This window comes from Plantactinospora sonchi, assembly GCF_036422035.1.
Taxonomy (GTDB): Bacteria; Actinomycetota; Actinomycetes; order Mycobacteriales; family Micromonosporaceae; genus Plantactinospora; species Plantactinospora sonchi.
On sequence record NZ_JAZGQK010000017.1, the window covers coordinates 60,503 to 81,829 of the forward strand.

The following is a 21,327-nucleotide window of genomic DNA, read 5'->3' on the forward strand; positions in this document are numbered from 1 at the left end:
AGGGGCAGCCGGCGGGTCGGCCGGTGGTCGGGCCGACCCGACAGCCGCGCGGGACGATGACGCTCCGCCCGGTCGTCGGCCACCTTCCCGGCTCGGCCTGCTCGGCTCGGCCTGCGCGGGTTCCCGGCCTGGCCTGCTCGGGGCTCTCCGGCCTGGCCTGGTCTGGGAGGTTCGCCGGCCTGGTCCGGGTTCGCCGGCCCGGCCTGGCCTGGCCTGGGTTCGCCGGCCTGGCCTGGGTTTGCCGGCCTGGCCTGGCCTGGCCTGGCCTGCTCAGGCGAGCAGGTGGGCCCGGAGCGCCTCGATCCGGGCCGGATCGAGGCCGGCGCCGGTCAGATACCGGCGAACCGAGCCATGTCGTTCGCGTAGCTCGGCGAGGAAGATCTGGATGGCCTCGGCCGGGCAGGCGAGGAACGGCGCCGGCACCGGGGTCCCCTCGGGCAGGGTGGTGGCGATCCACGCGCTGAACCGGGCCGATGCCTCGGCGCTCAGCGCGTAGTCCGTGGCGATCCGCTCGTCGGCCACGCCGAGCAAGGAGAGGGTCAGGGCGCAGACCACGCCGGTACGGTCCTTGCCGGCCACGCAGTGCACCAGCACCGGGGCGGCCTCGGCGTCGGCGATCACCTCGATCGCGGCGACCAGTCCGGCGGCTCCGGTCTCGGCCAGGTCGCGGTAGCGGTCGGCCAGATAGCGGGCCAGGCCGAGTTCCTCGACGTACGCCGCCTCCTCCCAGAGCGCGTGCTCGGGGTGGATGTGCTGGTAGACCAGGCCCGGATGGTCCGGCACGCGGCCGTCGCGGTGCACCTCGGAGGGGCGCCGCAGGTCGATGACGGTACGGACGCCGAGGGTACGGAACGCCTCGCGATCGGCGTCGTCCAGCCGGTGCGGGGAGTCGGAGCGGTACAGCCGGCCCCGCCGGACCGTCCGGCCGTCGTCTCCGGGTACGCCACCGACGTCCCGGAAGTTGAAGAGTGTGCTGAAGCTCGTGGTGGGGGTCACCGGTGCCAGGTCCACGATGATCACAGTAACGCAGTTAGGAAGGGGCCCTTCCTATGCAGAAAGCGATAAGAAGGGCCCCTTCCTTGCAACGCACTGCGGGTCAGAGCGCGCGGCCTGGCGGGATCGTCCAGCCGGTCGCACCGTACGTGCCGCCGTAGTAGTTGCCGACCTTGTCCCGGTACGCGGGGTCCTCGTGGAACGTGTCGTCGAATTCCGGAGCGGCCTTGATCTGGTCCTTGCTCCGGTCGACGTACACCTTCCGGTCGTCGTGGTCGACGTGGTTCACCACGCCGGCCGGCAGCATGACCTTCTTACCGAAGATCCACGGCCCGGTGTCGACGACAAGGTAGCTGGCCTCCACCTCGTGGCTGGCACTGTCGATCTTGCCAATGCTGCCGTCGGTCGCCTCGACCTTGTAGCCGACCAGGTCGGCGCCGGTCACCCCGGCGTCGTCCCGGTAACGCCACGGGTTGAACTCGCCCGACGGTGCGCCACCCGCGACCGCCCCGCCCCCGCCGTGCAGCAGAGGATCGGGCGTGTACTGCTGAGGGGTCGTCTGAGGATCGAGCCTGTCCATTTGGCTGTCACTCCTCTTCTCGACTGTTCGAGGTTGTTCTCCCTGTCCTGGAAGGTCGTACCCAACGGCCGTGATCGACACACCACCCGATCCGGTGACCACGCACCGGTCCCGCGATGTGGATTTTTCCTCCCAGATACTCGACGAGGTGGCAGAGTACGTTGCGTGACCTGCTCCGCACTCATTATTGGCAGCTAGCGCGCCGGCATCCTCCTCCGCCGAGCGCGCAGACCTCCCGCATCCGCGGGGGGTCATTTTGTTTGTCGGGCCGAAGGCGACGGAGCAGGGGCTGCGCCACATCCGAAGGGAATCTGATGACGTACCACGTCTACGACACGACGCTGCGGGACGGGGGGCAGCGTGAGGGGATCAGCTACTCGGTCGTCGACAAGCTGGCGGTGGCCCGGCTGCTCGACGAGTTCGGGGTCGGCTTCATCGAGGGCGGCTGGCCGGGCGCGATGCCGAAGGACACCGAGTTCTTCCGGCGGGCCCGTACCGAACTCGACCTGAAGCACGCCATCCTGGTCGCCTTCGGCGCGACCCGGAAGGCCGGCCTCGACGTCGCCGCCGATCCGCAGGTGCGCGCGCTGCTCGACGCCGAGACCCCGGCGGTCTGCCTGGTCGCCAAGTCCGACCTCCGCCACGTCGAACGGGCCCTGCGGACCACCGCCGGGGAGAACCTGGCGATGGTCCGGGACAGTGTGGCGCACTTCGTCGCCGAGGGGCGGCGGGTCTTCCTCGACTGCGAGCACTTCTTCGACGGGTACCGCCACGACTCGGCGTACACCTCGGCGGTGGTCTCGACGGCGCTGGAGGCCGGCGCGGAGGTCGTGGTCCTCTGCGACACCAACGGCGGGATGCTGCCGTCCCAGGTGACGGCGACGATCGGCGGGCTGACCGAGCGGCTGGGCGTTTCGCCGGCCCGGCTCGGCATCCACACCCAGAACGACACCGGCTGCGCGGTGGCCAACACCATCGCCGCGGTCGAGGCCGGAGTACGGCACTTCCAGGGCACCGCCAACGGCTACGGCGAACGGCCCGGTAACGCCGACCTCTTCGCGGTGGTCGGCAATCTGCAGCTCAAGCTCGGGCTGTCCGTCCTACCGGACGGCTGCCTGGAGCAGATGGTGCGCGTCTCGCACGCCATCGCGGAGATCGCGAACATCGCCCCCGACACCCACCAGGCCTACGTCGGGGCCGCCGCCTTCGCCCACAAGGCGGGGCTGCACGCGAGTGCGATCAAGGTGGATCCGCTGCTCTACAACCATGTGGACCCCGCCGTGGTGGGGAACGACATGCGGATCCTGGTGACGGAGATGGCCGGCCGGGCCAGCATCGAGCTGAAGAGCCGTGAGCTCGGGCTGGATCTGGCCGGCCATCCCGACGCCGCCGCCCGGGTGACCAAGCGGGTGAAGGAACTGGAGGCCGGCGGCTGGTCCTTCGAGGCCGCCGACGCCTCGTTCGAACTGCTGGTCCGCAGCGAGCTGCCCGGACAGGGCGCCGCCCGGCCGTTCGCGCTGGAGTCGTACCGGGTGCTGGTCGAGCACCGGGAGGACGGCGCGGTGGTCTCGGAGGCGACCGTCAAACTCCGGGTACGCGGCGAGCGGGTGATCGCCACCGCCGAGGGGAACGGCCCGGTCAACGCCCTGGACGAGGCGCTGCGGGTGGCGCTGCTCCGGCACTACCCGGAACTGCGCGGGTTCGAGCTCGCCGACTACAAGGTCCGGATCCTGGAGGGGAGCCACGGCACCGGGGCGATCACCCGGGTGCTCGTGGAGACGACCGACGACGAGGGCCGGGACTGGACCACCGTCGGCGTGCACCCGAACGTGGTGGAGGCGAGCTGGCACGCGCTGGTCGACGCTCTCACCTACGGTGTCGCCCGCGCCGTCGCCGAGGTGTGACCGACCGGAACTCTCGACGGCCCCGTTCCCCGGCTCCCGCCCGGGGAACGGGGCCGTTCCACGTGTGGTGGAACGTGAACCGGAAAAGGTGAGAAGCGAATCTTCCCTCGCATTGTTTTGCCGATTCTTCGTCGCCGGTTGTCATCGTTTCCGGGGTCCTCGACCGGGTGATACCGCTATTGACCTGCGGGTTTGCTGAATGCTATGTTCCCTCATGGTTGTTGAGTGGCCACTCTGAGTAGTAACCACTGGTCAACGTGATAGTGGTCGGCGCCGATCGCACGTTTTCCAGGGGTCTGATTCCCTGCACCGATCACTGATTCAGTGCTCGCCCCACCGACGAAAGACGACGTGGCCACACCCTGTCCAATTTCAGGGGCGGGCCGGTGCCAATTCCGTCTGGTTGGGCGCGGGCGTACCGGAGCGGTCACAGGACAACGCCGTCGCAGGCAAGACCATCACCATTTCGGTCACAAGGAAAGAGATGACGTCATGGCCAAGATTTTTGGGCGCAAGTCCATCCTGCTCGTCGTCGGAGCGCTCGCGCTGACCCTCGTCGGCGGCGGCATAGCCGTCGCCGCGCCGGGTGGCGGCGTTGACCCCGCCGCCGTCCGGGTCGCCGGCAAGGTGGTCCAGCAGCCACCGGTCACCCAGGCCGACCTCGACGTGGCGAAATCGCTGGCGGCCAAGGCCGGCGTCCAGGCGTCGAGCGCACAGCTCTTCGCGGTGGTCAGCGCCGACGGCGGTCTGATCCGCAGCAACCAGGCCGTCTCGGTCACCCTGGTCGGCCTCGGGCAGTACCAGGTGGTCTTCAACACACCGGTGAACAACGGGGCGTTCGTCGCCACCATCGGACTGACCGGCAGTGTCGGGGTCTCACCCTCCGGCCTGATCTCGGTGGTCGGCCGGACCAACCTGGCGCAGGGAGTCTTCGTGCAGACCTGGAACGCCGCCAACCAGCCGGCGAACCGGAGCTTCCACCTCGCGGTGTTCCTTCCCTGAGGCTGACTCCGAATCCACCGCCGCCGGTCTCCGCGCCCGTGAGGACGCGGAGGCCGGCGGCCGCCACGCAGGTAAGGAAGGGCCCCTTCCTATCGTTTCCGGTAGAGGAAGGGGCCCTTCCTAACCGCTGAACGCCGGGAGCGCCAGTTCGGCCAGCACCGGGCGGTGGTCCGAGCCGGGCAGCGGGAAGACCGCCACCCGTCGTACCCCGATCCGCCGGTCCACCAGCACGTGGTCGATGGTCACCGGTGGAATCAGGTCGCCGTCGTACGGACCCCAGGTCCCGGTCAGCCCGGCGCCCACCACTGCGGCCGCGTCGACGTACCCGGTGTCGAGCAGCGCCCGCAGCGGCTGGTGGTCGAGCGTGGCGTTGAAGTCCCCGGCCAGGATCCGCAACGGCCCGTCCGGCGTCGCGGGCGGTTGGGCCGCCAGGTCGGTGTGCCACAACGGAAGCGCGTGCAGGGCGAAGGGCGCCATCGGGTGCGCCGACTCGACCAGCACCGGCGGTCCGCCGTCCGGGCGCACCGTGGCGTACGCCTGGGTGAAGCCGCCACGGTTGTGTCGGATCCCGACGTCGGCCAGCGGAAGCCTCGCGTAGAGCGCCGACCCGGTCGTGCCCACCTCGGGGTTGACCTGCCGGTGTGGCAGCAGTTCGGCCAGTCCGGCCCGGTCCAGTGCCGCCTCGGCGTCCGGGGTGAACTCCTGCAGCGCCAGCACGTCGACCCGGTGGTCCCGGACCAGGGCGACCAGCGGATCGGGCGCGGCGGCGCCGGCCAGCAGGTTCGCGGTCAACACCCGCAGTCGCGGGCCGTCGGCGACCGAGGCCGCGTCGGCCAGGGCCCGAGGGGCGACCAGGCTCAGCAGGACGATCGCGGCCAGCGCCGCGACGCCCGCCGCCCACCAGCGCCGTACGGCGAGGGTCAGCCCGAGCAGCGGCAGCGTCCACGCCGCCACGTACGGGGTGAAGGCCAGCAACTGCACCAGCGGCCCCCGCTCCAGCCCGCCGACCCGGACCAGCACCCAGCCCAGCGTCGGTACGACAAGCAGCCAGCACAGTCCGGTCAGCCACCGGCCGCCGGGGCGGGTCGACGAACCGGGGGTAGCTGCGACGGCGAGATCCACGCTCATGTCGGCAGGCTAGCCGTCGAGTGTGGAGGACCTGTGAAGGAAAGGTACGCGGTCAGCCTGAGGTCGACGGGTGGTCAGCCGTCGGCGAGCACCCCGGTCAGGGCGTCGTAGCGGTGGATGGTCGTGCGGTGCGGCGCGGTCGAGCCCGACTCCCGGACCTGCACCACGAGTACGCCGAGCTTCACGTCGTCCCGGCTGGCGAACGAGCGCCACGGCACGCCGTCGCGGACGACCTCGACGTCGTCGCCGAAGTCTCCGTCGGCGGCGACGATCGAGTAACGCGGGCCGCTCGGTGCGGTCAGGTCCAGCCCACCGTCGGCCCGGATCGTGAGGGTGAGCACCAGGTCGCCGTCGGCGTCGTGGATCCGGGCCGGCTCGCCCGCCCGGAACGCGTGCCGGCCCTGCCCCTGCACGTCCATGCCGTTGTAGAAGGTGCGCCCCCGCTCGTCCACCCACAGGTGGGGTACGTGCGCCCGGGGCGCGGACCGGTCCCGGCCCGGGTAGTAGGCCAGGTGCCAGTGCGGTGGATTGTCCGGGTGCAGCGGGTTGTTCGTCTCGAAGCCCATCAGGGAGAAGAAGTGCCCCCTGCGCCGGGCCTCGGCGATCAGCCCGGAATCCCGCAGCACCGCCTCGGCGGCGACCATCCAGTTGACCACGGCGGCGGACTGTACCGCCGGCCACGGTACGTCGGCCCAGGGGCTGGTCGCCCGGTCCGGGTCGTTGTGTTCGACCCGCCAGTGCAGTCCGCTCGCGGTCGAACGGCTGAGCACGCTCCACACCTGGATCGTCGCCTGGTTGGCATCCGGGGACGACGAGACGACCGGGAGCACGAAACTCACCCGGTGCGGGTCGTCGGTGTGCCGGTGCAGCGGAAGTCGGGTGTCGGTGGCGATCACCGAGCCGACGTACACGTCGGGCCAGTGGACCGTGACCGGGACGCCGCGCTCGGCGCGGGGACCCTTGACGAAGGCGGTGAACTCGGCCCGGCTGGCCGCCTGGTGCCGGCCACCGGCGACCAGGGTGTAACCGGGAGGCAGCGAGAACCGGGGGGTGCTCGGCGGGCCGGGGACCGCCCGGACGATCCGGACACCGGCGTAGTGCGGCGCCGGTTTGTCGTCCGGGGCGGCGGAGGCGGGTGTGCCGAATCCGCCCGGCCCGGTCAGGTTGAGCACGCCCGTCCCGAATCCGCCGATCAGGGCCGCGACCAGCAGTGTCGACAGCGATCGTCGGATCCGCACCGGCGCCTCCCCGTTTCGACCGCCGCCGACCCCGGTGACGGTTCTGCCGTGACCGATTCTATTGGGACGGTCGGGGCGTTCCGGTAGCCCTGTGTCGGGATGGGTGGCCACCCCGGAACCGGCCAGGTTTGTCGGGAGCGAGGCCGGGAAGCCCGCACCGTGACGGACATGTCAGACACCGTGACCAGCCGCCCCAGGCCGGTCGAGAACGAGTCGGCCGGGCCAGAGCTGGAACAGGCACTCTTCGAGGTCAAACGCGTCATCGTCGGACAGGACCGGTTGGTCGAGCGGCTCTTCACCGCGCTGCTGGCCGACGGGCACTGCCTGTTGGAGGGCGTGCCGGGCGTGGCCAAGACGCTCGCCGCGCAGACCCTCGCCACCACCGTCGGCGGCGACTTCTCCCGGATCCAGTTCACGCCGGACCTGGTCCCCTCGGACATCGTCGGCACCAGGATCTACCGGGCGTCGGCGGAGACCTTCGACGTCGAACTCGGACCGGTGATGGCGAACCTGGTGCTCGCCGACGAGATCAACCGGGCGCCGGCGAAGGTGCAGTCCGCGCTGCTGGAGGCGATGGCCGAGCGGCAGGTCACCATCGGCGGACGCAGCTATCCGGTACCCGAGCCGTTCCTCGTACTGGCCACCCAGAACCCGATCGAGTCGGAGGGGGTCTACCAGCTTCCCGAGGCGCAACGCGATCGGTTCCTGATGAAGGTGCAGGTCGACTATCCGAACGACGTCGACGAACTCGCCATCCTCTACCGGATGAGCGCGGAGCGGCCCCGGGCCCGCCAGGTCCTCGACCCGGAGCGGCTGCGGGCGTTGCAGGAGCGGGCCTCCCGGGTCTTCGTCCACCATGCCCTCGCCGAGTACGTCGTACGGCTGATCCTCGCCACCCGGGATCCCGCGCGGTTCGGGGTGCCGGACGTGGCGTCGTACCTGGCGTACGGGGCGAGTCCGCGGGCCACCCTCGGGCTGGTCGCCGCCGCCCGGGCCCAGGCCCTGCTCCGCGGCCGGGACTACGTGCTTCCCGACGACGTACGGGAACTGGCGCCGGACGTCATCTCGCACCGGCTCGTCCTCTCCTTCGACGCGGTCGCCGACGGGGTGCCGGCGGACTTTGTGGTACGTCGCCTGGTCGACGCGGTACCGCCGCCCAGGATCGCGCCGAGCCGGGGCGAGCCGCACCGGGCCAACCTGGCGGTCGCGTGATCCGCCGGTTCCACGTCGCGGGTCGGAGACCGACGCCACCGGCCGGGCCGGGCCAGCCACCCGCTCCGGGCTCCGGTGGGCGGTCGGGGCCGGGTTCCGACGGGCGCTCGTGGCCGGGGCCGGGTGAACCGACGCTGCGGCAGCTGGCGCCCGAACAGCGGTTGCGTCGGCTGGAGCTGCTGGTCACCCGCCGGCTCGACGGGTTGCTGCACGGCCAGCACCTGGGGCTGCTGCCCGGCCCGGGCAGCGAGTTCGCGGGCAGCCGGGAGTACCGGCCGGGTGAGGACGAGGTCCGCCGGATGGACTGGGCGGTCACCGCCCGGACCACGCTGCCGCACGTCAAGGAGGTCGACGCCGACCGGGAACTCTCCACCTGGCTGCTGGTGGACTCGACGCCGAGCATGGACTTCGGCACCGCCGAACTGGAAAAGCGCGAGCTGGCCGTGGCGGCGGTCGCGGCGATCGGTTTCCTCACCGCCGGGATCGGCAACCGGCTCGGCGCGTACCTGCTGGACGGGGTCGGGCTGCGGCGCGTTCCGGCCCGCAGCGGCCGGGCCCATCTGCTCGGCCTGCTCGGCACCCTGCTCGCCGCGCCCCGGGGCGAGGCCGGTGGCAGCCCGCCGCCACTCGCCGAGGCGGTCACCGCCCTGCACCGGGCCGCCCCGAAGCGGGGCATGGTGGTTGTCGTCTCCGACTTCCTCGACGGCCTGCCGGACGACAACACCGGCACACCGGACTGGGAAGGCGCGATCCGTCGCCTCGCCGTCCGGCACCAGGTGCTCGCCGTCGAGGTCGTCGACCCACGAGAACTCGAACTGCCCGACGTCGGCGTGATCACCCTGGTCGATCCGGAAACCGGGCGACGCCGGGAGGTCGCCACCTCCGACCGACGGCTCCGCCAGCGGTACGCCGCGGCGGCCGCCCGGCAGCGCGAACTGGTCCGGCACGCGCTGCGCCGGACCGGTGCCGCCCACCTGCCACTCCGTACCGACCGGGACTGGACCGCCGACATCGTCCGGCACGTCCACCTCCAGCGCCGACTGGCCGGCGCACCCCGCGCACCCGCACATCCGGCACCGAGGGGGGTGGCATGAGCGAGCGGATCGGTCGGCTCAGGTGGACGGCTCATCGCGTCGACGCGCGGAGCGAGGAGACGACATGAGCGTGGGCAGCGAACGGGTCGGCTGGTGGAGGAAGGAGGGGACGGCATGAGCTGGGAGTCGCCGGAGCGGCTGCTGCTGCTCCTCGCGGTGCTGGGGCTCGGCGTCTGGTACGTCTTCCTCCAGCGGCGCCGCAGCCGGTACGCCGTACGGTTCACCAACCTGCGGCTGCTGGACCGGGTCGCCCCGGACCGCCCGAGCTGGCGGCGACACCTGCCGGCCGGGTTGTTCCTGGCGATGCTGGCGCTGCTGGTGGTCGGTTTCGCCCGTCCCCAGGCGGACGTACGGGTGCCGAGGGAACGGGCCACCGTGATGGTGGCGGTGGACGTCTCCACCTCGATGCTCGCCACGGACGTGGATCCGGACCGGTTGGCGGCGGCGAAGGGGGCGGCCCACCGGTTCGTCGACACCCTGCCCGACGAGTTCAACGTCGGGCTGGTCGCCTTCGCCGGCAGCGCGGCGGTGCTGGTACCGCCGGGGACCGACCGTTCGACACTGCACGCCGGGATCCGGCGGCTCGCCGAGGGCAGCACCGGGGTACAGGGGACCGCCATCGGCGAGGCGATCGGCGCCTCGCTGGAGGCGATCCGGACGTTCGACGTACCGGGGGCGCAGGAACCACCGCCGGCCCGGATCGTGCTGCTCTCCGACGGCGCGAACACCTCCGGCCGGGATCCGATGACCGCCGCCGACGAGGCGGTGCAGGACGGTGTGCCGGTGCACACCATCTCGTTCGGCACCCCGTCCGGGTACGTGGCCCGAGGTGGCCGGCCGATCCGGGTGCCGGTGGACGGCCAGACACTGCGGGCGGTCGCCGAGCAGACCAAGGGCGGATACCACGAGGCGGGCAGCAGCGAGGAACTGCGGGCCGTCTACGAGGACATCGGCACCTCGGTCGGCTACCGGACCGAGAAGCAGGACATCTCCGCCCGGTTCATCGGCATCGGGCTGCTGTTCGCCCTGGCGGCGGCGGGCGGCTCGATGGCCTGGTTCTCCCGGTTGCCCTGACCGCCACGGGCAGGTCGCCCGCCGCGAAGAGTTGCCTGATCCGACGAGGAGCGAGCTGACGAGGAGTGAGTCATGGCAGTGCAGACCGGGCTCGGTGAACCCCGCGGCCCATGGTTCGTCTCACCGGATCTCGGCCCGAACGGCCAGTCCGGCGGCGTACCCGACGGGCCGTTCGGGACGTCCCGGCCGCCGGGTCGGCGGCGGAGGCTGTTCGCCGCGCTCGCCGTGGTCGCCCTCGCCATCGTCTCCGGCGGTCTGGCCGGCGGGTACGTCGCCAGCCGGGAACTGCCGTCCGAACAGGCGAAGGCGCAGGCCGCCCTGCCGGCCGACCTCGTCGCCGCCGCCGCGCAGGTGGTCCCGGGCGTGGTCTCGGTGATGGTGGCCGGCGGCGGCAAATCCGCCGGCGGATCCGGTTTCGCGCTCGACGACCTGCACCACGTCGTCACCAACGACCACATCGTGGCCCGGGGCGGCGGTGGGGAGAGCGGCGGCGCGGTGATGGTGGAGACCTCGGACGGGCGGCAGTTTCCGGCCCGGCTGGTCGGCCGGGACTCCCGCAGCGACATCGCGGTGCTCCGGGTGCCCCCGGCCGCCAACCTGACCGCGTTGGCGCTCGCCAAGCCGGGGGCGACCCGGGTCGGCGAGCCGGTGCTGGCGGTCGGCTCCCCGTTGGGCCTGGCCGGCACGGTCACCGCCGGGATCGTCAGCGCGCTGGACCGTGAGGTACGGCTCGGCAACAACCGGCACACCGCGGTGCAGACCGACGCCTCGATCAATCCCGGCAACTCCGGCGGTCCGCTGGTCAACGCCCGTGGCGAGGTGGTCGGGGTGAACACCGCGATCGCCACCATCGACGGCAGCGGGTCGATCGGGATCGGCTTCGCCATCCCGATCGAGCAGGTGCAGCACACCGCCGACACCATCATCGGCAAGGGCGGCTGAGCGCCGTACGGTGACCACATGCCTGTGACCATCAGACCCGGACTTGTCATCCCGGACGCGGAGCTGAACTGGCGGTTCTCCCGGTCGAGCGGACCGGGCGGGCAGAGCGTGAACACCACCGACTCCCGGGCCGAACTCTCCTTCGACGTGGCCCGGTCGGCGGTGCTGCCGGACCGGTTGCGCACGCGGGCGGTCGAGCGGCTCGGTGACCGGCTGGTCGACGGCGTACTGACCGTCACCGCCTCGGAGCACCGCGCCCAGCTGCGTAACCGGGAGGCGGCCCAGGCCCGGCTGGCCGCCCTGTTGGCCGACGCGATCGCGCCACCGCCGCCGCCCCGGCGGGCGACCAAGCCGAGCCGGGGCGCCAAGGAACGGCGGCTGGCCGAGAAGAAACGACGTGGCCAGATCAAGCAGCTGCGTCGACCGGACGGCGACTGAACGTCGGCGGTGGGCGGGCGTGCTGTCAGCCGGCCGGCGGGAGGGCGAGCCGCAGCCGGCCGGGCGTCCTCCCGGTTGTCCGGCCGGGCGTCCTCTCCGTCGTCCGGGCGGGCCGTCCGGAAGCGGGGTTCAGCCGAGCAGGGCGGTCAGTGCCAGGTCGACGTCCCGGTCGGTGCTGTAGAGGTGGAACGAGGCGCGGAGCCGACCGGCCCGCACCGCTGCCCGTACCCCGGCGGCGGCCAGCCGCTCCGCCGCGTCCGGCACCTCGACGGTGACGATGGCGCTGTCGCCGGGCGGCTGACCGAGTCCGGTGCGGAAACGGTTGGCCAGCCCTACGTTGTGGTCGTGGATCGCCGGCAGCCCGACCTCGACGAGCAGTTCCATCGCCGGTGCCGCGCCGACGTAGCAGAACCAGGCGGGGGAGAGGTCGAACCGTCGGGCGTCCTCGGCGAGCCGCAGCGGCGGGCCGTAGTAGGAGGCGTGCGGGTCCTGTCCGGCGTACCAGTTGGCGGCGTGCGGGGTGATCCGCTCGCGGATCCGGGCGGAGAGATAACCGAAGGCGGCGCCGCGCGGTGCCATCAGCCACTTGTACGCCCCGACCGCGACCACGTCGGCCCGGCCCGCCTCGAAGGGCAGCCAGCCGCAGGCCTGGGTGGCGTCGACCACCACCAGCGCGTCGTGCGTCTCGGCGGCGGCCAGGATGTCGGCGTACCGGGCGATCCGACCGTCGGCGGACTGCACGAGGCTGAACGCCACCAGGTCGGTGTCCGCGTCGACCGCGTCGGCGAGGTCGTCGAGCGGCACGGTGCGGACCCGCACCCCCCGTTCGGTCTGGGCCAGCCAGGGGAACAGGTTCGAGGTGAACTCGACCTCGGGCACCAGTACGGTGGCGCCGGCCGGCAGGGCCGCCGCGACCGGGGCGAGGAGCTGGGAGACGGTGGCGCCGATGGCGACGTCGGTCGCCGGTACCCCCACCAGGGTGGCGAAGGCGGTCCGGGACCGCTGGGTCGAGGTGTCCCAGCCCTCCCACGAGGTACGTCCGCCCCGCCAGTCGTCGAGCGCGTTCTGCAACGCGTCCCAGGCCGGTCGGGGCGGCAGTCCGTAGCTCGCGGTGTTGAGCCAGCCCGGCTCCGGGTTCCACAGGTCCTGTGCCTTCGCGAGATCCATCAGGCCAGGGTAGTTCCGCTGTGGACCCCCTCCGGTCAGGCGACAACGGTCGTCGGACCGACGGCCCGCCCGGCGCAGCCGAGGGCGGCGAGCAGGCGGTCGCGGAGTACGGCGGCCCGTTCGGCGAAGCCGCGCTGTGCGGCGGCGTACTCGGCCCGGCCCTCGGGGGTCTCGATCCGCACCGGTGGGTAGCCCAGGTCGGCGAGGTCGTACGGGCTGGCCCGCATGTCGAGGGTGCGGATCTCCCGGGCCAGCGCGAACGCGTCCGCGACCAGTTCGCTCGGCACCAGCGGGGAGAGTTTGTAGGACCACTTGTAGAGATCCATGTTGGCGTGCAGGCAGCCGGGCTGCTCGAAGGCGTGCTGGGTCTCCCGGGTCGGGGCGAGCAGGTTCAGCGGCCGGGCCGGCGCGGTGAAGAACCGGTACGCGTCGAAGTGGCTGCACCGGATCCGGGCGTTCTCGACCACCTCCGCCGTCCGCTCCGGGTCCAGCCGCAGTGGCCAGGCGTTGTGTCGTACCTCCTCCTGGGTCTGCCGGTAGACCATGGCCCACTCGTGCATGCCGAAGCAGCCGAAGTGCCCGGGCCGTCGCGCGGTCCGGGCCAGCAGGGTACGGATCCACTCGACCGACTCGGCCCGGCGCCGGAGTACCGCCTCGGTGTCGAGGGTCAGCCCACCGGGTCCGGCGCGGTAGTCGGCACCGAACTCGTCCGGGTCGGCGTCCCGCAGCAGCACCCCGGCGCCGGGGTGCCAGCGTCGCAACTGGGCGGGCCGGTGCGAGTAGTAGGTGAAGAGGAAGTCCTCGACCGGGTGCCGGGTACCGGCCCGCCGGCGGGCCAGGTGCGGGGTGAGCCACTCGTCGACGCGCCGCTGGTGGGCGGCGCGACGGGCGTGCCAGTCGGCCGCGTCGAGCACGACGGGCAGGCCGTGGGCGAGAGCGGTGGTCACCGGTCAAGGGTACGGCCGCCGGATCGACCGTCCGGCCGGTGGGGATCCGCTAGGAGGGGCGACGGTGGGCGCCGTACCACCAGATCAGGGCCAGTTCGCGGGCGAAGGCGTCGTCGCCGGTGGTGTCGGTGCCGGTCGCCGCGACGTGCTCGGAGATGGCCCGGTCGCCGCCGAGCACGATGATCCGGGCGGCGTGCCCCACGTCGAGGTCGGCGGGGGCGTCGCCGGCTTCGCGGTCGGCGCGCAGCAGCCGGGCGGTGTTCTCGACGAACCGGTTGAGCGCGGCGGCCCAGAACGTCCGCACCGTCGGGTCGTACGCCGCCACCTCGTTCAGCGCGTTGAGCACCGGGGCGTACTCGCGGTAGATGGCGACGATCTCGACGAAGATCTCCGCCAACGCCTGCGGGCCGGTCGCCGGGGTCCACCCGCTGGCGACGTCGAACGCGGTGGTCCGCATGGTGTTGGCGAGCCGCATCAGCAACTCGGACTTGTCCCGGAAGTGGGTGTAGAAGGTCGACCGGGCCACCCCCGCCTCGGCGGCGATGCGTTGGACGCCCAGGTCGGTGAAGCTCGCTCCCTGGGCGAGCAGACGCTCGGTGGCGGCCAGGATCTGCGCCTCGATCGTCGCGTGGCGGGCGGGGTCGGGCGTACGGCGCCGGGTGACCGAAGGCATGTGCCGATCCTAGGTCGCCGGTCGGGGCGAGCCGGACGACGTACGGGTGGGCGGTGGGCGGAGCAGTCGCTACGGTTGTCTCGGACATACTGTCCGACATAGTGTCCGAAGAGCTGTCCGCCGCGCCCGAGCAGTGGGGCGATCCGGGGGCGCCGCCGGACCCGACCAGACAGGGATACAGGGAGCAGCGCGTGAAATACCGGCTATTGGGACGTACCGGGGTATGGGTCTCGGAGATCTCGCTCGGCGCCATGACGTTCGGTGGCCAGGACCACCAGCTCTACCGGCAGTTGGGCGGCCTGGGGGCGGCCGACGTCGACCGGATCGTGGGCACGGCGCTCGACGCCGGGATCAACTTCGTCGACACCGCCGACGTCTACAGCGACGGCGAGTCCGAGGAACTGCTCGGCCGGGCACTCGGCCAGCGTCGCCGGGACGTGGTGCTGGCCACCAAGCTGCACGCGCCGACCGGGCCGGGGCCGAACGACAACGGCCTGTCCCGGCTGCACGTCATGCAGGCCCTGGAGGACAGCCTGCGTCGGCTGGACACCGACCACATCGACCTCTACCAGATCCACAACTTCGACCACCTGACCCCGCTGGAGGAGACGCTGAGCGCGCTCGACGACGCGGTCCGGCAGGGCAAGGTCCGGTACATCGGCTGCGCCAACCTCGCCGCCTGGCAGATCAGTCGGGCGCTCGGCATCTCGGCCCGACACCACCTGGCCGGCTTCGTCTCGGTCCAGGCGTACTACTCGCTGCTCGGCCGGGACGTCGAGCGGGATCTGGTGCCGATGGCCGAGGCGGAGGGAGTCGGCGTGACGGTGTGGAGCCCACTCGCCGGTGGCTTCCTCTCCGGCAAGGTCACCCGGGGCGGCGCGGTCAGCGACGCCGGTTCGCGCCACGCCCACCCCGAGCACTTCGACTTCCCGCCGATCGACGTCGAGCGTGGCCACGACGTGCTCGACGTCGTCCGCGCGGTGGCCGCCCGGCACGACGTCAGCCCCGCCCGGGTCTCGCTGGCCTGGCTGCTGGCCCAGCGCGGCGTCACCAGTGTGATCGTCGGTGCCCGCAAGCCCGAGCAGTTGACCGACAACATCGCCGCCAGCGAGCTGACCCTCACCGAGCAGGACCTCGCCGAACTCGACGCGGTCAGCGCGCTGCCGCCGGCGTACCCGAACTGGATCCAGGAGGCGTTCGCCCCGGCCCGGCTGCCCGGTGGTGCCCACTAGGAACCACCGGTGGCGGGGGGGGCGCCCCGCCCCCCCCCCCCCGCCGCGGGCCCCCCCCCCCCGGGGCGGGCGGGGGGGGCCCGGCGCCCGCGTCCGTCGTCGCCCGGCCGGGTCCGGCCGGGGTCAACGCGGTACGTCCACGCTGACCCCGGCCGAGAAGACCGCGCTGCGCAGTTCGATCCGGTCGGGCGGCGTCGCCCCGGTCGAGGCGAAGACCAGCGGAACGATCAGGCGTTCGCCGGCCGGCAGCGGCTCGGCGAACGGGTCCCGACCGGCGTTGGCGATCCGGGTGGCCGGTACGTCCGCGCCGACCCAGTCGCCGTCCGGCAGGTACGCCCGCTGGAGCTGGCCGTGCCAAGGCTGGCTCTTGTCCGTGACGTTGCGTACGCCGACGACCGCCTGGCAGCCGGTTGGACCCGACGGGCAGTTCAGCCGGTACACGGTGAATTCGAAGGCGCTCTCCCGCAGGCTCGTGCCCAGCGGCCCGGCCACCGTCTGGCCTACCCAGGCACCGCTGGACGGCTGCCGGTCGCCGCTGATCGCGCTCACCTGACTCGAACCGGTCCAGGCCGTGACGGTGGCAAGGGCGATCGCGGCCAGGGCGGCGATCCCCACCGCGGTCCACGCGGGAGGTCTGGACCGCCGTACGCCCTTGATCGGCGGTGAGGTACGCGGCCTCGGCGCCCGCGCCACCACCCGGGCCGGCACCTCGTCCGGTTCCTCGTCGAGCTGCGGACCGTCCGGTACGGCCTCGTCCGGCTCGTCCACCGCCGTGTCCTCGAAGCCGGGCACCGGGGTACGCGGCGGAATCTCCGCCCGGCCGACGTACCGGGCGCCACCGGCGATACCCACCAGTCCGCCCTCCTCGCCGGCTCCGGTCTCCCGGTCCGCCGCGACGTCGTGCCCCTGGCGGGCGTCCTGTCCCCGGAGAGGGTGGTCCTGATCCGGACTGTTCGCCGAGGACCGGTCGCCGGTCGGGGGCGGATCCGCCGACCCGAGGTCGGACCCGCTCCGGTGCCCGGTCGCGGCCAGTACCTCCGCCGGAGCCGGGATCTTCGCGTCGCCCCGTACCCGGGCGGTGGCCCGGGCGATCGGCCGTCCCACCCGGCGGACGATCCGCCTCTCCCGGGCGGCGGCCCGGCCGCCGCCGGTGTCCTCGGGGACGTCGCGGTTGACCTCGGCGGCCACCCGGCGTCGCCGCAGCCGGCGGCCCCAGAACACGGCGGCGGCCACGCTGAGCAGCACCAGCAGGCCGAGCCCGCCGCCCCAGGCGGTGGCGCCGCCCCACCACGGGCCGGCGTCGGCCGGCTCGGCCGCGACCCCGCCACCACCGGCCCCGCCCGCGGCCCCACCGGCGTGCCAGGTCGTGCTGGCGCAGTCGTAGGGCAGATTGCCGTTGGCGACGAAGGCGCAGGCGGGGGCGGGGGCGCTGGCGGCGGCGCCGGTAGGCGGTGTGGCGAGGGTGGTGCTCAGGGTCGCCACGGCTCGGGCGCCGAGTTGCACCTGCCAGACGACCTCCGTGCCGGTCCGGCCAGGTCCGGCCTGCCCGCCCTGGCTGACGCTGGCCGGTACGGCGCCCGGCGGCAGGTCCTGCCGGACGGTCGTCTTGACGGTGCCGTCCGTGCCGTTGCGCACCTGGATCTCGTAGCGCGGTGCGCCGGTGCCGGAGCTGGTCATCCCGACGGTGATCGGTGGAGTGTCGGCCAGCGCGGGCGTACCGGGCGCGGCGGCGAGCAGACAGCCCGCGAGCACCGCTCCGGCCGTACGTAGTGGGGTCGATGCAGGCATCACGAGGACTCCTCCCATTTCTCCCACTTCCGACGCTAGGCGGGACGTCGCACGGGACGGTGGGGAAGGAACGAACCGCTGACCGGGGACGCCACCTGCGGTATCGTGCGCCGTTCCCGGATAGATTGGCCGGGTGCGTATCGCTCGTTTCGCTCATGGAAAAGGAATGTCGTTCGGCGTCGTCGAGGGTGACCCCGACGCCGGCCCGGAGGGTCTGACGGTGGCCGAGATCGACGGCCACCCGTTCGGCCAGATTCGTTTCACCGGAGGTCGCTGGGCGCTGGCGGATGTCCGGCTGGTCTCGCCGATCCTGCCGAGCAAGGTGGTCTGCGTCGGTCGGAACTACGTCGAGCACGCCGCGGAGCACGGGGCCGAGGTGCCGACCGAACCGCTGCTGTTCCTCAAGCCCTCCACCTCGGTGATCGGCCCCCGGGACGCGATCCGGTTGCCGTTGCAGTCCAAGCGGGTCGAGCACGAGGCCGAACTGGCCGTGGTGATCGGGCCGCCCGGGGCGCGGCGGGCCGACCGGGCCGCGGCCGCCCAGGCCGTCTTCGGCTACACCTGCGCCAACGACGTGACCGCCCGGGACCTGCAGCGGTCGGACGGGCAGTGGACCCGGGCCAAGGGCTTCGACTCGTTCTGCCCGCTCGGTCCGTGGATCACCACCGGGATCGACGTCAGCGACCTGGAGGTCCGCTGTGAGGTCGGTCGCGGTGCCGACGAGATGGAGGTACGCCAACTCGGGCGTACGAAGGACATGGTCTTCGACATTCCGACCCTGGTGTCCTACATCTCACACGTGATGACGCTGCTCCCCGGCGACGTCGTGCTGACCGGAACTCCGGCGGGGGTTAGCCCGATCGTCGCGGGGGATACCGTGACGGTGCGTGTCGAAGGGGTCGGCGAACTGTCGAATCCAGTGGTGGCGCTGGACTGAGTCGCGGTGCCGGAGCGGGGGCGTCCCGCCCCGGCACCCACCTGATTTGGTCTCCACCACCGGGTCCGGTAAAGTTCGCTTCCGGTGCGACAAGCACCGATGGGGTATGGGGTAATTGGCAGCCCAACTGATTCTGGTTCAGTTAGTCTAGGTTCGAGTCCTGGTACCCCAGCCACCGATGCCCGCAAGGGCGCCGGTCGCTGGATCTGGTAGAGTTCAGCACCGTTGACCGCAAGGTCAACAACGGTACTGGATCTGGTAGAGTTCGGCACCGTTGGCCGCGAGGTCAACAAAAGGAAAGTCCTGGCCCCGTCGTCTAGCGGCCTAGGACGCCGCCCTCTCAAGGCGGTAGCGCCGGTTCGAATCCGGTCGGGGCTACAGATCACGGCCCGCGTCACCACTGGTGACGCGGGCCGTTTGCCGTCACGGCGTACGTTCCGCCGCGTCGACGGAGTTCCTGTGCGACCGGCCACCCCACCGGTCACCGCACCGAGGCTGCGCGGCCCGGGGCGCAGTTCGGGCGGTCCTTTCACATCACTGCGGTTACCGCCTGAGCATGGCACACCGGACCAGGGTCGACAGTCGAAACGGCGGATCTCCGCCGGACGGGCGCCGCACCACCGAGCGCACGACACCGTTGCGCCGGGGCGGCGTTCCCGCCGGTCAGGACAGGATCGCGGCCGTCGGCGGAAACGACCGGCAGAAAGCCTCACCGCGCCGCGGAGGCTCCTGGGGCCGGCTGACGGGCTCTCGGACCCCGAGAACCGGTTCCCGGGTCCGCTACAGGCCGGAGAGGCGCTGGCCGGCCCGGACGACGGCCATGGCGTGCCGGTCGCCGGGGCGGCGGCCGAGCCGCTCGATCGGGCCGGAGATGCTGATCGCCGCGATGACCCGACCGGTCCGGTCGCGGATCGGAGCGGAGACGCTCGCCACACCCGCCTCCCGTTCGGCGACGCTCTGCGCCCAGCCGCGCCGGCGTACCTCGGCCAGGGTGCGGCCGGTGAACTTGCAGCGGGGCAGCAGCGGCATGACCGCCTCCGGCGGCTCCCAGGCGAGCAGGATCTGCGCGGCCGAGCCGGCGGTCATCGGCAGCACCGAACCGACCGGCACGGTGTCCCGCAACCCGCTGGCCCGCTCGGCGGCCGCGACGCAGATCCGCTCGTCCGCCCGGCGCAGATAGAGCTGGGTGCTCTCCCCGGTGGCGTCCCGCAGCGCGGAGAGCAGCGGCTCGGCCGCGGTCAGCAACACGTCCGGCGCGGCGTTCGCCAGCTCGCCCAGACGCGGGCCGGGGCGCCACCGTCCCTGGGTGTCCCGGACCAGCATCCGATGGATCTCCAGGGCCTGGGCCAGGCGATGTGCGGTAGCCCGGGGAAGCTTGGTGCGATCGACGAGTTCGGCCAGGCTGGCGCCGTCGACGCAGGCCGCGAGGATGACGACCGCCTTGTCGAGAACGCCGACACCGCTCATACTGTGTCCCACAAGCCGAAACCTACCTCCCAGAATTTAGGATGTCCAGATGGTGGGAGTCACTCCAGAGCCGTCCTCGCCGAGGACCTTGGCCGAGAAGGTCTGGGACGCTCACGTGGTGCGATCCGCTGACGGTGAGCCGGATCTGCTCTACATCGACCTGCACCTGCTGCACGAGGTCACCAGTCCGCAGGCCTTCGACGGCCTGCGGATGGCCGGGCGCCCGGTCCGGCGCCCCGACCTCACGCTCGCGACCGAGGACCACAACACCCCGACCGGGTACGACGACCCGTCGTTCCGGCTCCGGCGCGGTGACCTGCTCACCATCGCCGACCCGACCTCCCGGACCCAGATCGAGACGCTGCGCCGCAACTGTGCCGAGTTCGGCATCCGGTTGCACCCGCTCGGCGACGACAACCAGGGCATCGTGCACGTGATCGGGCCCCAGCTCGGGCTCACCCAGCCGGGCCTGACGATCGTCTGCGGCGACTCGCACACCGCCACCCACGGCGCGTTCGGCGCGCTGGCGTTCGGTATCGGGACCAGTGAGGTCGAGCACGTCCTCGCGACCCAGACCCTGCCGCAGAACCGCCCGAAGACGATGGCGGTCACGGTCACCGGTGAGCTGGCTCCCGGGGTCACCGCCAAGGACCTGGTCCTCGCGCTCATCGCCCAGGTCGGCACCGGCGGCGGACGCGGCCACATCGTGGAGTACCGGGGCGAGGCGATCAGCCGGCTCTCCATGGAGGGCCGGATGACCATCGCGAACATGTCCATCGAGTGGGGTGCCAAAGCCGGCATGATCGCGCCGGACGAGACCACCTTCGCCTACCTCAAGGACCGTCCGCACGCCCCACAGGGCGCGGACTGGGACGCGGCGGTGGAGTACTGGCGCACGCTGCCGACCGACCCGGGCGCGACCTTCGACACCGAGGTGGTGCTCGACGCCAGCCGGATCACCCCGTTCGTCACCTGGGGCACCAACCCGGGCCAGGGTGCGGCACTCAGCGCGGCCGTACCGGACCCGGACGAGTTCGTCAGCGAGGCCGAGCGGACCGCCGCGCGGCGGGCGCTGGAGTACATGGACCTCAAGCCCGGCACCCGGCTGCGGGACGTACCGGTGGACGTGGTCTTCGTCGGCTCCTGCACCAACGGGCGGCTGGAGGACCTCCGGGCCGCCGCCGACGTACTGCGCGGGCACCGGGTCGCCGACGGGGTACGGATGCTGGTCGTACCGGGCTCGGCCGCGGTGCGGGAAGCGGCCGAGCAGGAGGGCCTCGACAAGATCTTCACCGAGGCCGGCGCGGAGTGGCGGTTCGCCGGCTGCTCCATGTGCCTCGGGATGAACCCGGACACCCTCAAGCCGGGACAGCGTTCGGCCTCCACCTCCAACCGAAACTTCGAGGGCCGGCAGGGCCGGGGTGGGCGTACCCACCTCGTCTCGCCACCGGTCGCCGCCGCCACCGCCGTGGCCGGCCGACTGGCCGCTCCCGCCGACCTGTGAAGGGGCT

At 72.3% G+C, this 21,327-nt stretch carries 19 protein-coding genes and 2 tRNA genes; 12 read left to right on the forward strand and 9 right to left on the reverse strand.

Translation table 11 applies throughout. From position 1 onward, the window contains the following. Window positions 1–270: 270 nt before the first annotated feature. On the reverse strand, window positions 271–1,011 hold the full coding sequence (locus tag V1633_RS20405; protein WP_331215969.1) for a tyrosine-protein phosphatase: 741 nt from the start codon (window positions 1,009–1,011) through the stop codon (window positions 271–273). Between the two features lie 85 nt (window positions 1,012–1,096). Next, window positions 1,097–1,573: a PRC-barrel domain-containing protein gene (locus tag V1633_RS20410; protein ID WP_331215970.1), complete on the reverse strand. Its 477-nt coding sequence runs from the start codon at window positions 1,571–1,573 to the stop codon at window positions 1,097–1,099. Window positions 1,574–1,887: 314 nt separating this feature from the next. Between V1633_RS20410 and cimA the strand changes: the two genes are divergently transcribed. Both cimA and V1633_RS20420 read left to right on the forward strand, forming a co-directional pair. Beyond that, window positions 1,888–3,477: a citramalate synthase gene (gene cimA / locus V1633_RS20415; protein WP_331215971.1), complete on the forward strand. Its 1,590-nt coding sequence runs from the start codon at window positions 1,888–1,890 to the stop codon at window positions 3,475–3,477. A gap of 492 nt (window positions 3,478–3,969) precedes the next feature. After that, complete coding sequence (locus tag V1633_RS20420) at window positions 3,970–4,479, forward strand: hypothetical protein (RefSeq protein WP_331215972.1); 510 nt, start codon at window positions 3,970–3,972, stop codon at window positions 4,477–4,479. A 120-nt stretch (window positions 4,480–4,599) separates the two neighbouring features. Here the strand turns inward: V1633_RS20420 and V1633_RS20425 are convergent, their stop codons facing one another. Both V1633_RS20425 and V1633_RS20430 read right to left on the reverse strand, forming a co-directional pair. Beyond that, window positions 4,600–5,607: an endonuclease/exonuclease/phosphatase family protein gene (locus tag V1633_RS20425; RefSeq protein WP_331215973.1), complete on the reverse strand. Its 1,008-nt coding sequence runs from the start codon at window positions 5,605–5,607 to the stop codon at window positions 4,600–4,602. A gap of 74 nt (window positions 5,608–5,681) precedes the next feature. Further along, window positions 5,682–6,845, reverse strand: coding sequence for a hypothetical protein (locus V1633_RS20430; protein ID WP_331215974.1), 1,164 nt, complete (start codon window positions 6,843–6,845; stop codon window positions 5,682–5,684). 159 nt (window positions 6,846–7,004) lie between these two features. Here V1633_RS20430 and V1633_RS20435 point away from each other — a divergent pair, with 159 nt between their 5' ends. The 5 genes from V1633_RS20435 (at window position 7,005) to arfB (ending at window position 11,605) form a co-directional block, all read left to right on the forward strand. Continuing rightward, window positions 7,005–8,057, forward strand: a complete 1,053-nt coding sequence (locus V1633_RS20435; protein WP_331215975.1) for an AAA family ATPase — start codon at window positions 7,005–7,007, stop codon at window positions 8,055–8,057. A 161-nt stretch (window positions 8,058–8,218) separates the two neighbouring features. Beyond that, the gene (locus V1633_RS20440) at window positions 8,219–9,151 is read left to right on the forward strand and encodes a DUF58 domain-containing protein (RefSeq protein ID WP_407952067.1); all 933 of its coding nucleotides are present in this window, start codon (window positions 8,219–8,221) and stop codon (window positions 9,149–9,151) included. A gap of 114 nt (window positions 9,152–9,265) precedes the next feature. Next, complete coding sequence (locus V1633_RS20445) at window positions 9,266–10,225, forward strand: VWA domain-containing protein (RefSeq protein ID WP_331215976.1); 960 nt, start codon at window positions 9,266–9,268, stop codon at window positions 10,223–10,225. Window positions 10,226–10,297: 72 nt separating this feature from the next. Continuing rightward, the gene (locus V1633_RS20450) at window positions 10,298–11,167 is read left to right on the forward strand and encodes a S1C family serine protease (RefSeq protein WP_331215977.1); all 870 of its coding nucleotides are present in this window, start codon (window positions 10,298–10,300) and stop codon (window positions 11,165–11,167) included. 18 nt (window positions 11,168–11,185) lie between these two features. Next, complete coding sequence (gene arfB, locus V1633_RS20455; protein ID WP_331215978.1) at window positions 11,186–11,605, forward strand: alternative ribosome rescue aminoacyl-tRNA hydrolase ArfB; 420 nt, start codon at window positions 11,186–11,188, stop codon at window positions 11,603–11,605. A 129-nt stretch (window positions 11,606–11,734) separates the two neighbouring features. Here arfB and V1633_RS20460 read toward each other — a convergent pair whose 3' ends face one another. From V1633_RS20460 to V1633_RS20470, 3 genes are read right to left on the reverse strand one after another with little or no spacing between them, the layout of a single operon-like run. Beyond that, entirely contained in the window at window positions 11,735–12,772 is a 1,038-nt protein-coding gene (locus tag V1633_RS20460; protein WP_331215979.1) for an aminotransferase class V-fold PLP-dependent enzyme, read from the reverse strand. 35 nt (window positions 12,773–12,807) lie between these two features. Then, complete coding sequence (locus V1633_RS20465) at window positions 12,808–13,719, reverse strand: 3-methyladenine DNA glycosylase (RefSeq protein ID WP_331215980.1); 912 nt, start codon at window positions 13,717–13,719, stop codon at window positions 12,808–12,810. Between the two features lie 49 nt (window positions 13,720–13,768). Further along, complete coding sequence (locus V1633_RS20470) at window positions 13,769–14,392, reverse strand: TetR/AcrR family transcriptional regulator (protein WP_331215981.1); 624 nt, start codon at window positions 14,390–14,392, stop codon at window positions 13,769–13,771. Window positions 14,393–14,583: 191 nt separating this feature from the next. Between V1633_RS20470 and V1633_RS20475 the strand changes: the two genes are divergently transcribed. Beyond that, window positions 14,584–15,624, forward strand: a complete 1,041-nt coding sequence (locus V1633_RS20475; RefSeq protein ID WP_331215982.1) for an aldo/keto reductase — start codon at window positions 14,584–14,586, stop codon at window positions 15,622–15,624. Between the two features lie 123 nt (window positions 15,625–15,747). Here V1633_RS20475 and V1633_RS20480 read toward each other — a convergent pair whose 3' ends face one another. Continuing rightward, window positions 15,748–17,412, reverse strand: a complete 1,665-nt coding sequence (locus tag V1633_RS20480; protein WP_331215983.1) for a hypothetical protein — start codon at window positions 17,410–17,412, stop codon at window positions 15,748–15,750. 133 nt (window positions 17,413–17,545) lie between these two features. Here V1633_RS20480 and V1633_RS20485 point away from each other — a divergent pair, with 133 nt between their 5' ends. The 3 genes from V1633_RS20485 to V1633_RS20495 all read left to right on the forward strand — a co-directional run bounded on the left by V1633_RS20485 (window position 17,546) and on the right by V1633_RS20495 (window position 18,727). Beyond that, window positions 17,546–18,349 carry a fumarylacetoacetate hydrolase family protein gene (locus V1633_RS20485; protein WP_331215984.1) on the forward strand — a complete coding sequence of 268 codons (804 nt, stop codon included), beginning with the start codon at window positions 17,546–17,548 and terminating at the stop codon, window positions 18,347–18,349. 100 nt (window positions 18,350–18,449) lie between these two features. Then, a tRNA-Gln gene (locus V1633_RS20490) sits at window positions 18,450–18,524 on the forward strand. A gap of 130 nt (window positions 18,525–18,654) precedes the next feature. Further along, window positions 18,655–18,727 (forward strand) — tRNA-Glu (locus V1633_RS20495). 402 nt (window positions 18,728–19,129) lie between these two features. On the opposite strand, the gene V1633_RS20500 is transcribed toward V1633_RS20495, so the two are convergent. Beyond that, window positions 19,130–19,816, reverse strand: coding sequence for an IclR family transcriptional regulator (locus V1633_RS20500; RefSeq protein ID WP_331215985.1), 687 nt, complete (start codon window positions 19,814–19,816; stop codon window positions 19,130–19,132). A 49-nt stretch (window positions 19,817–19,865) separates the two neighbouring features. Between V1633_RS20500 and leuC the strand changes: the two genes are divergently transcribed. Next, the gene (gene leuC / locus V1633_RS20505; protein ID WP_331215986.1) at window positions 19,866–21,320 is read left to right on the forward strand and encodes a 3-isopropylmalate dehydratase large subunit; all 1,455 of its coding nucleotides are present in this window, start codon (window positions 19,866–19,868) and stop codon (window positions 21,318–21,320) included. Window positions 21,321–21,327: the final 7 nt, after the last annotated feature.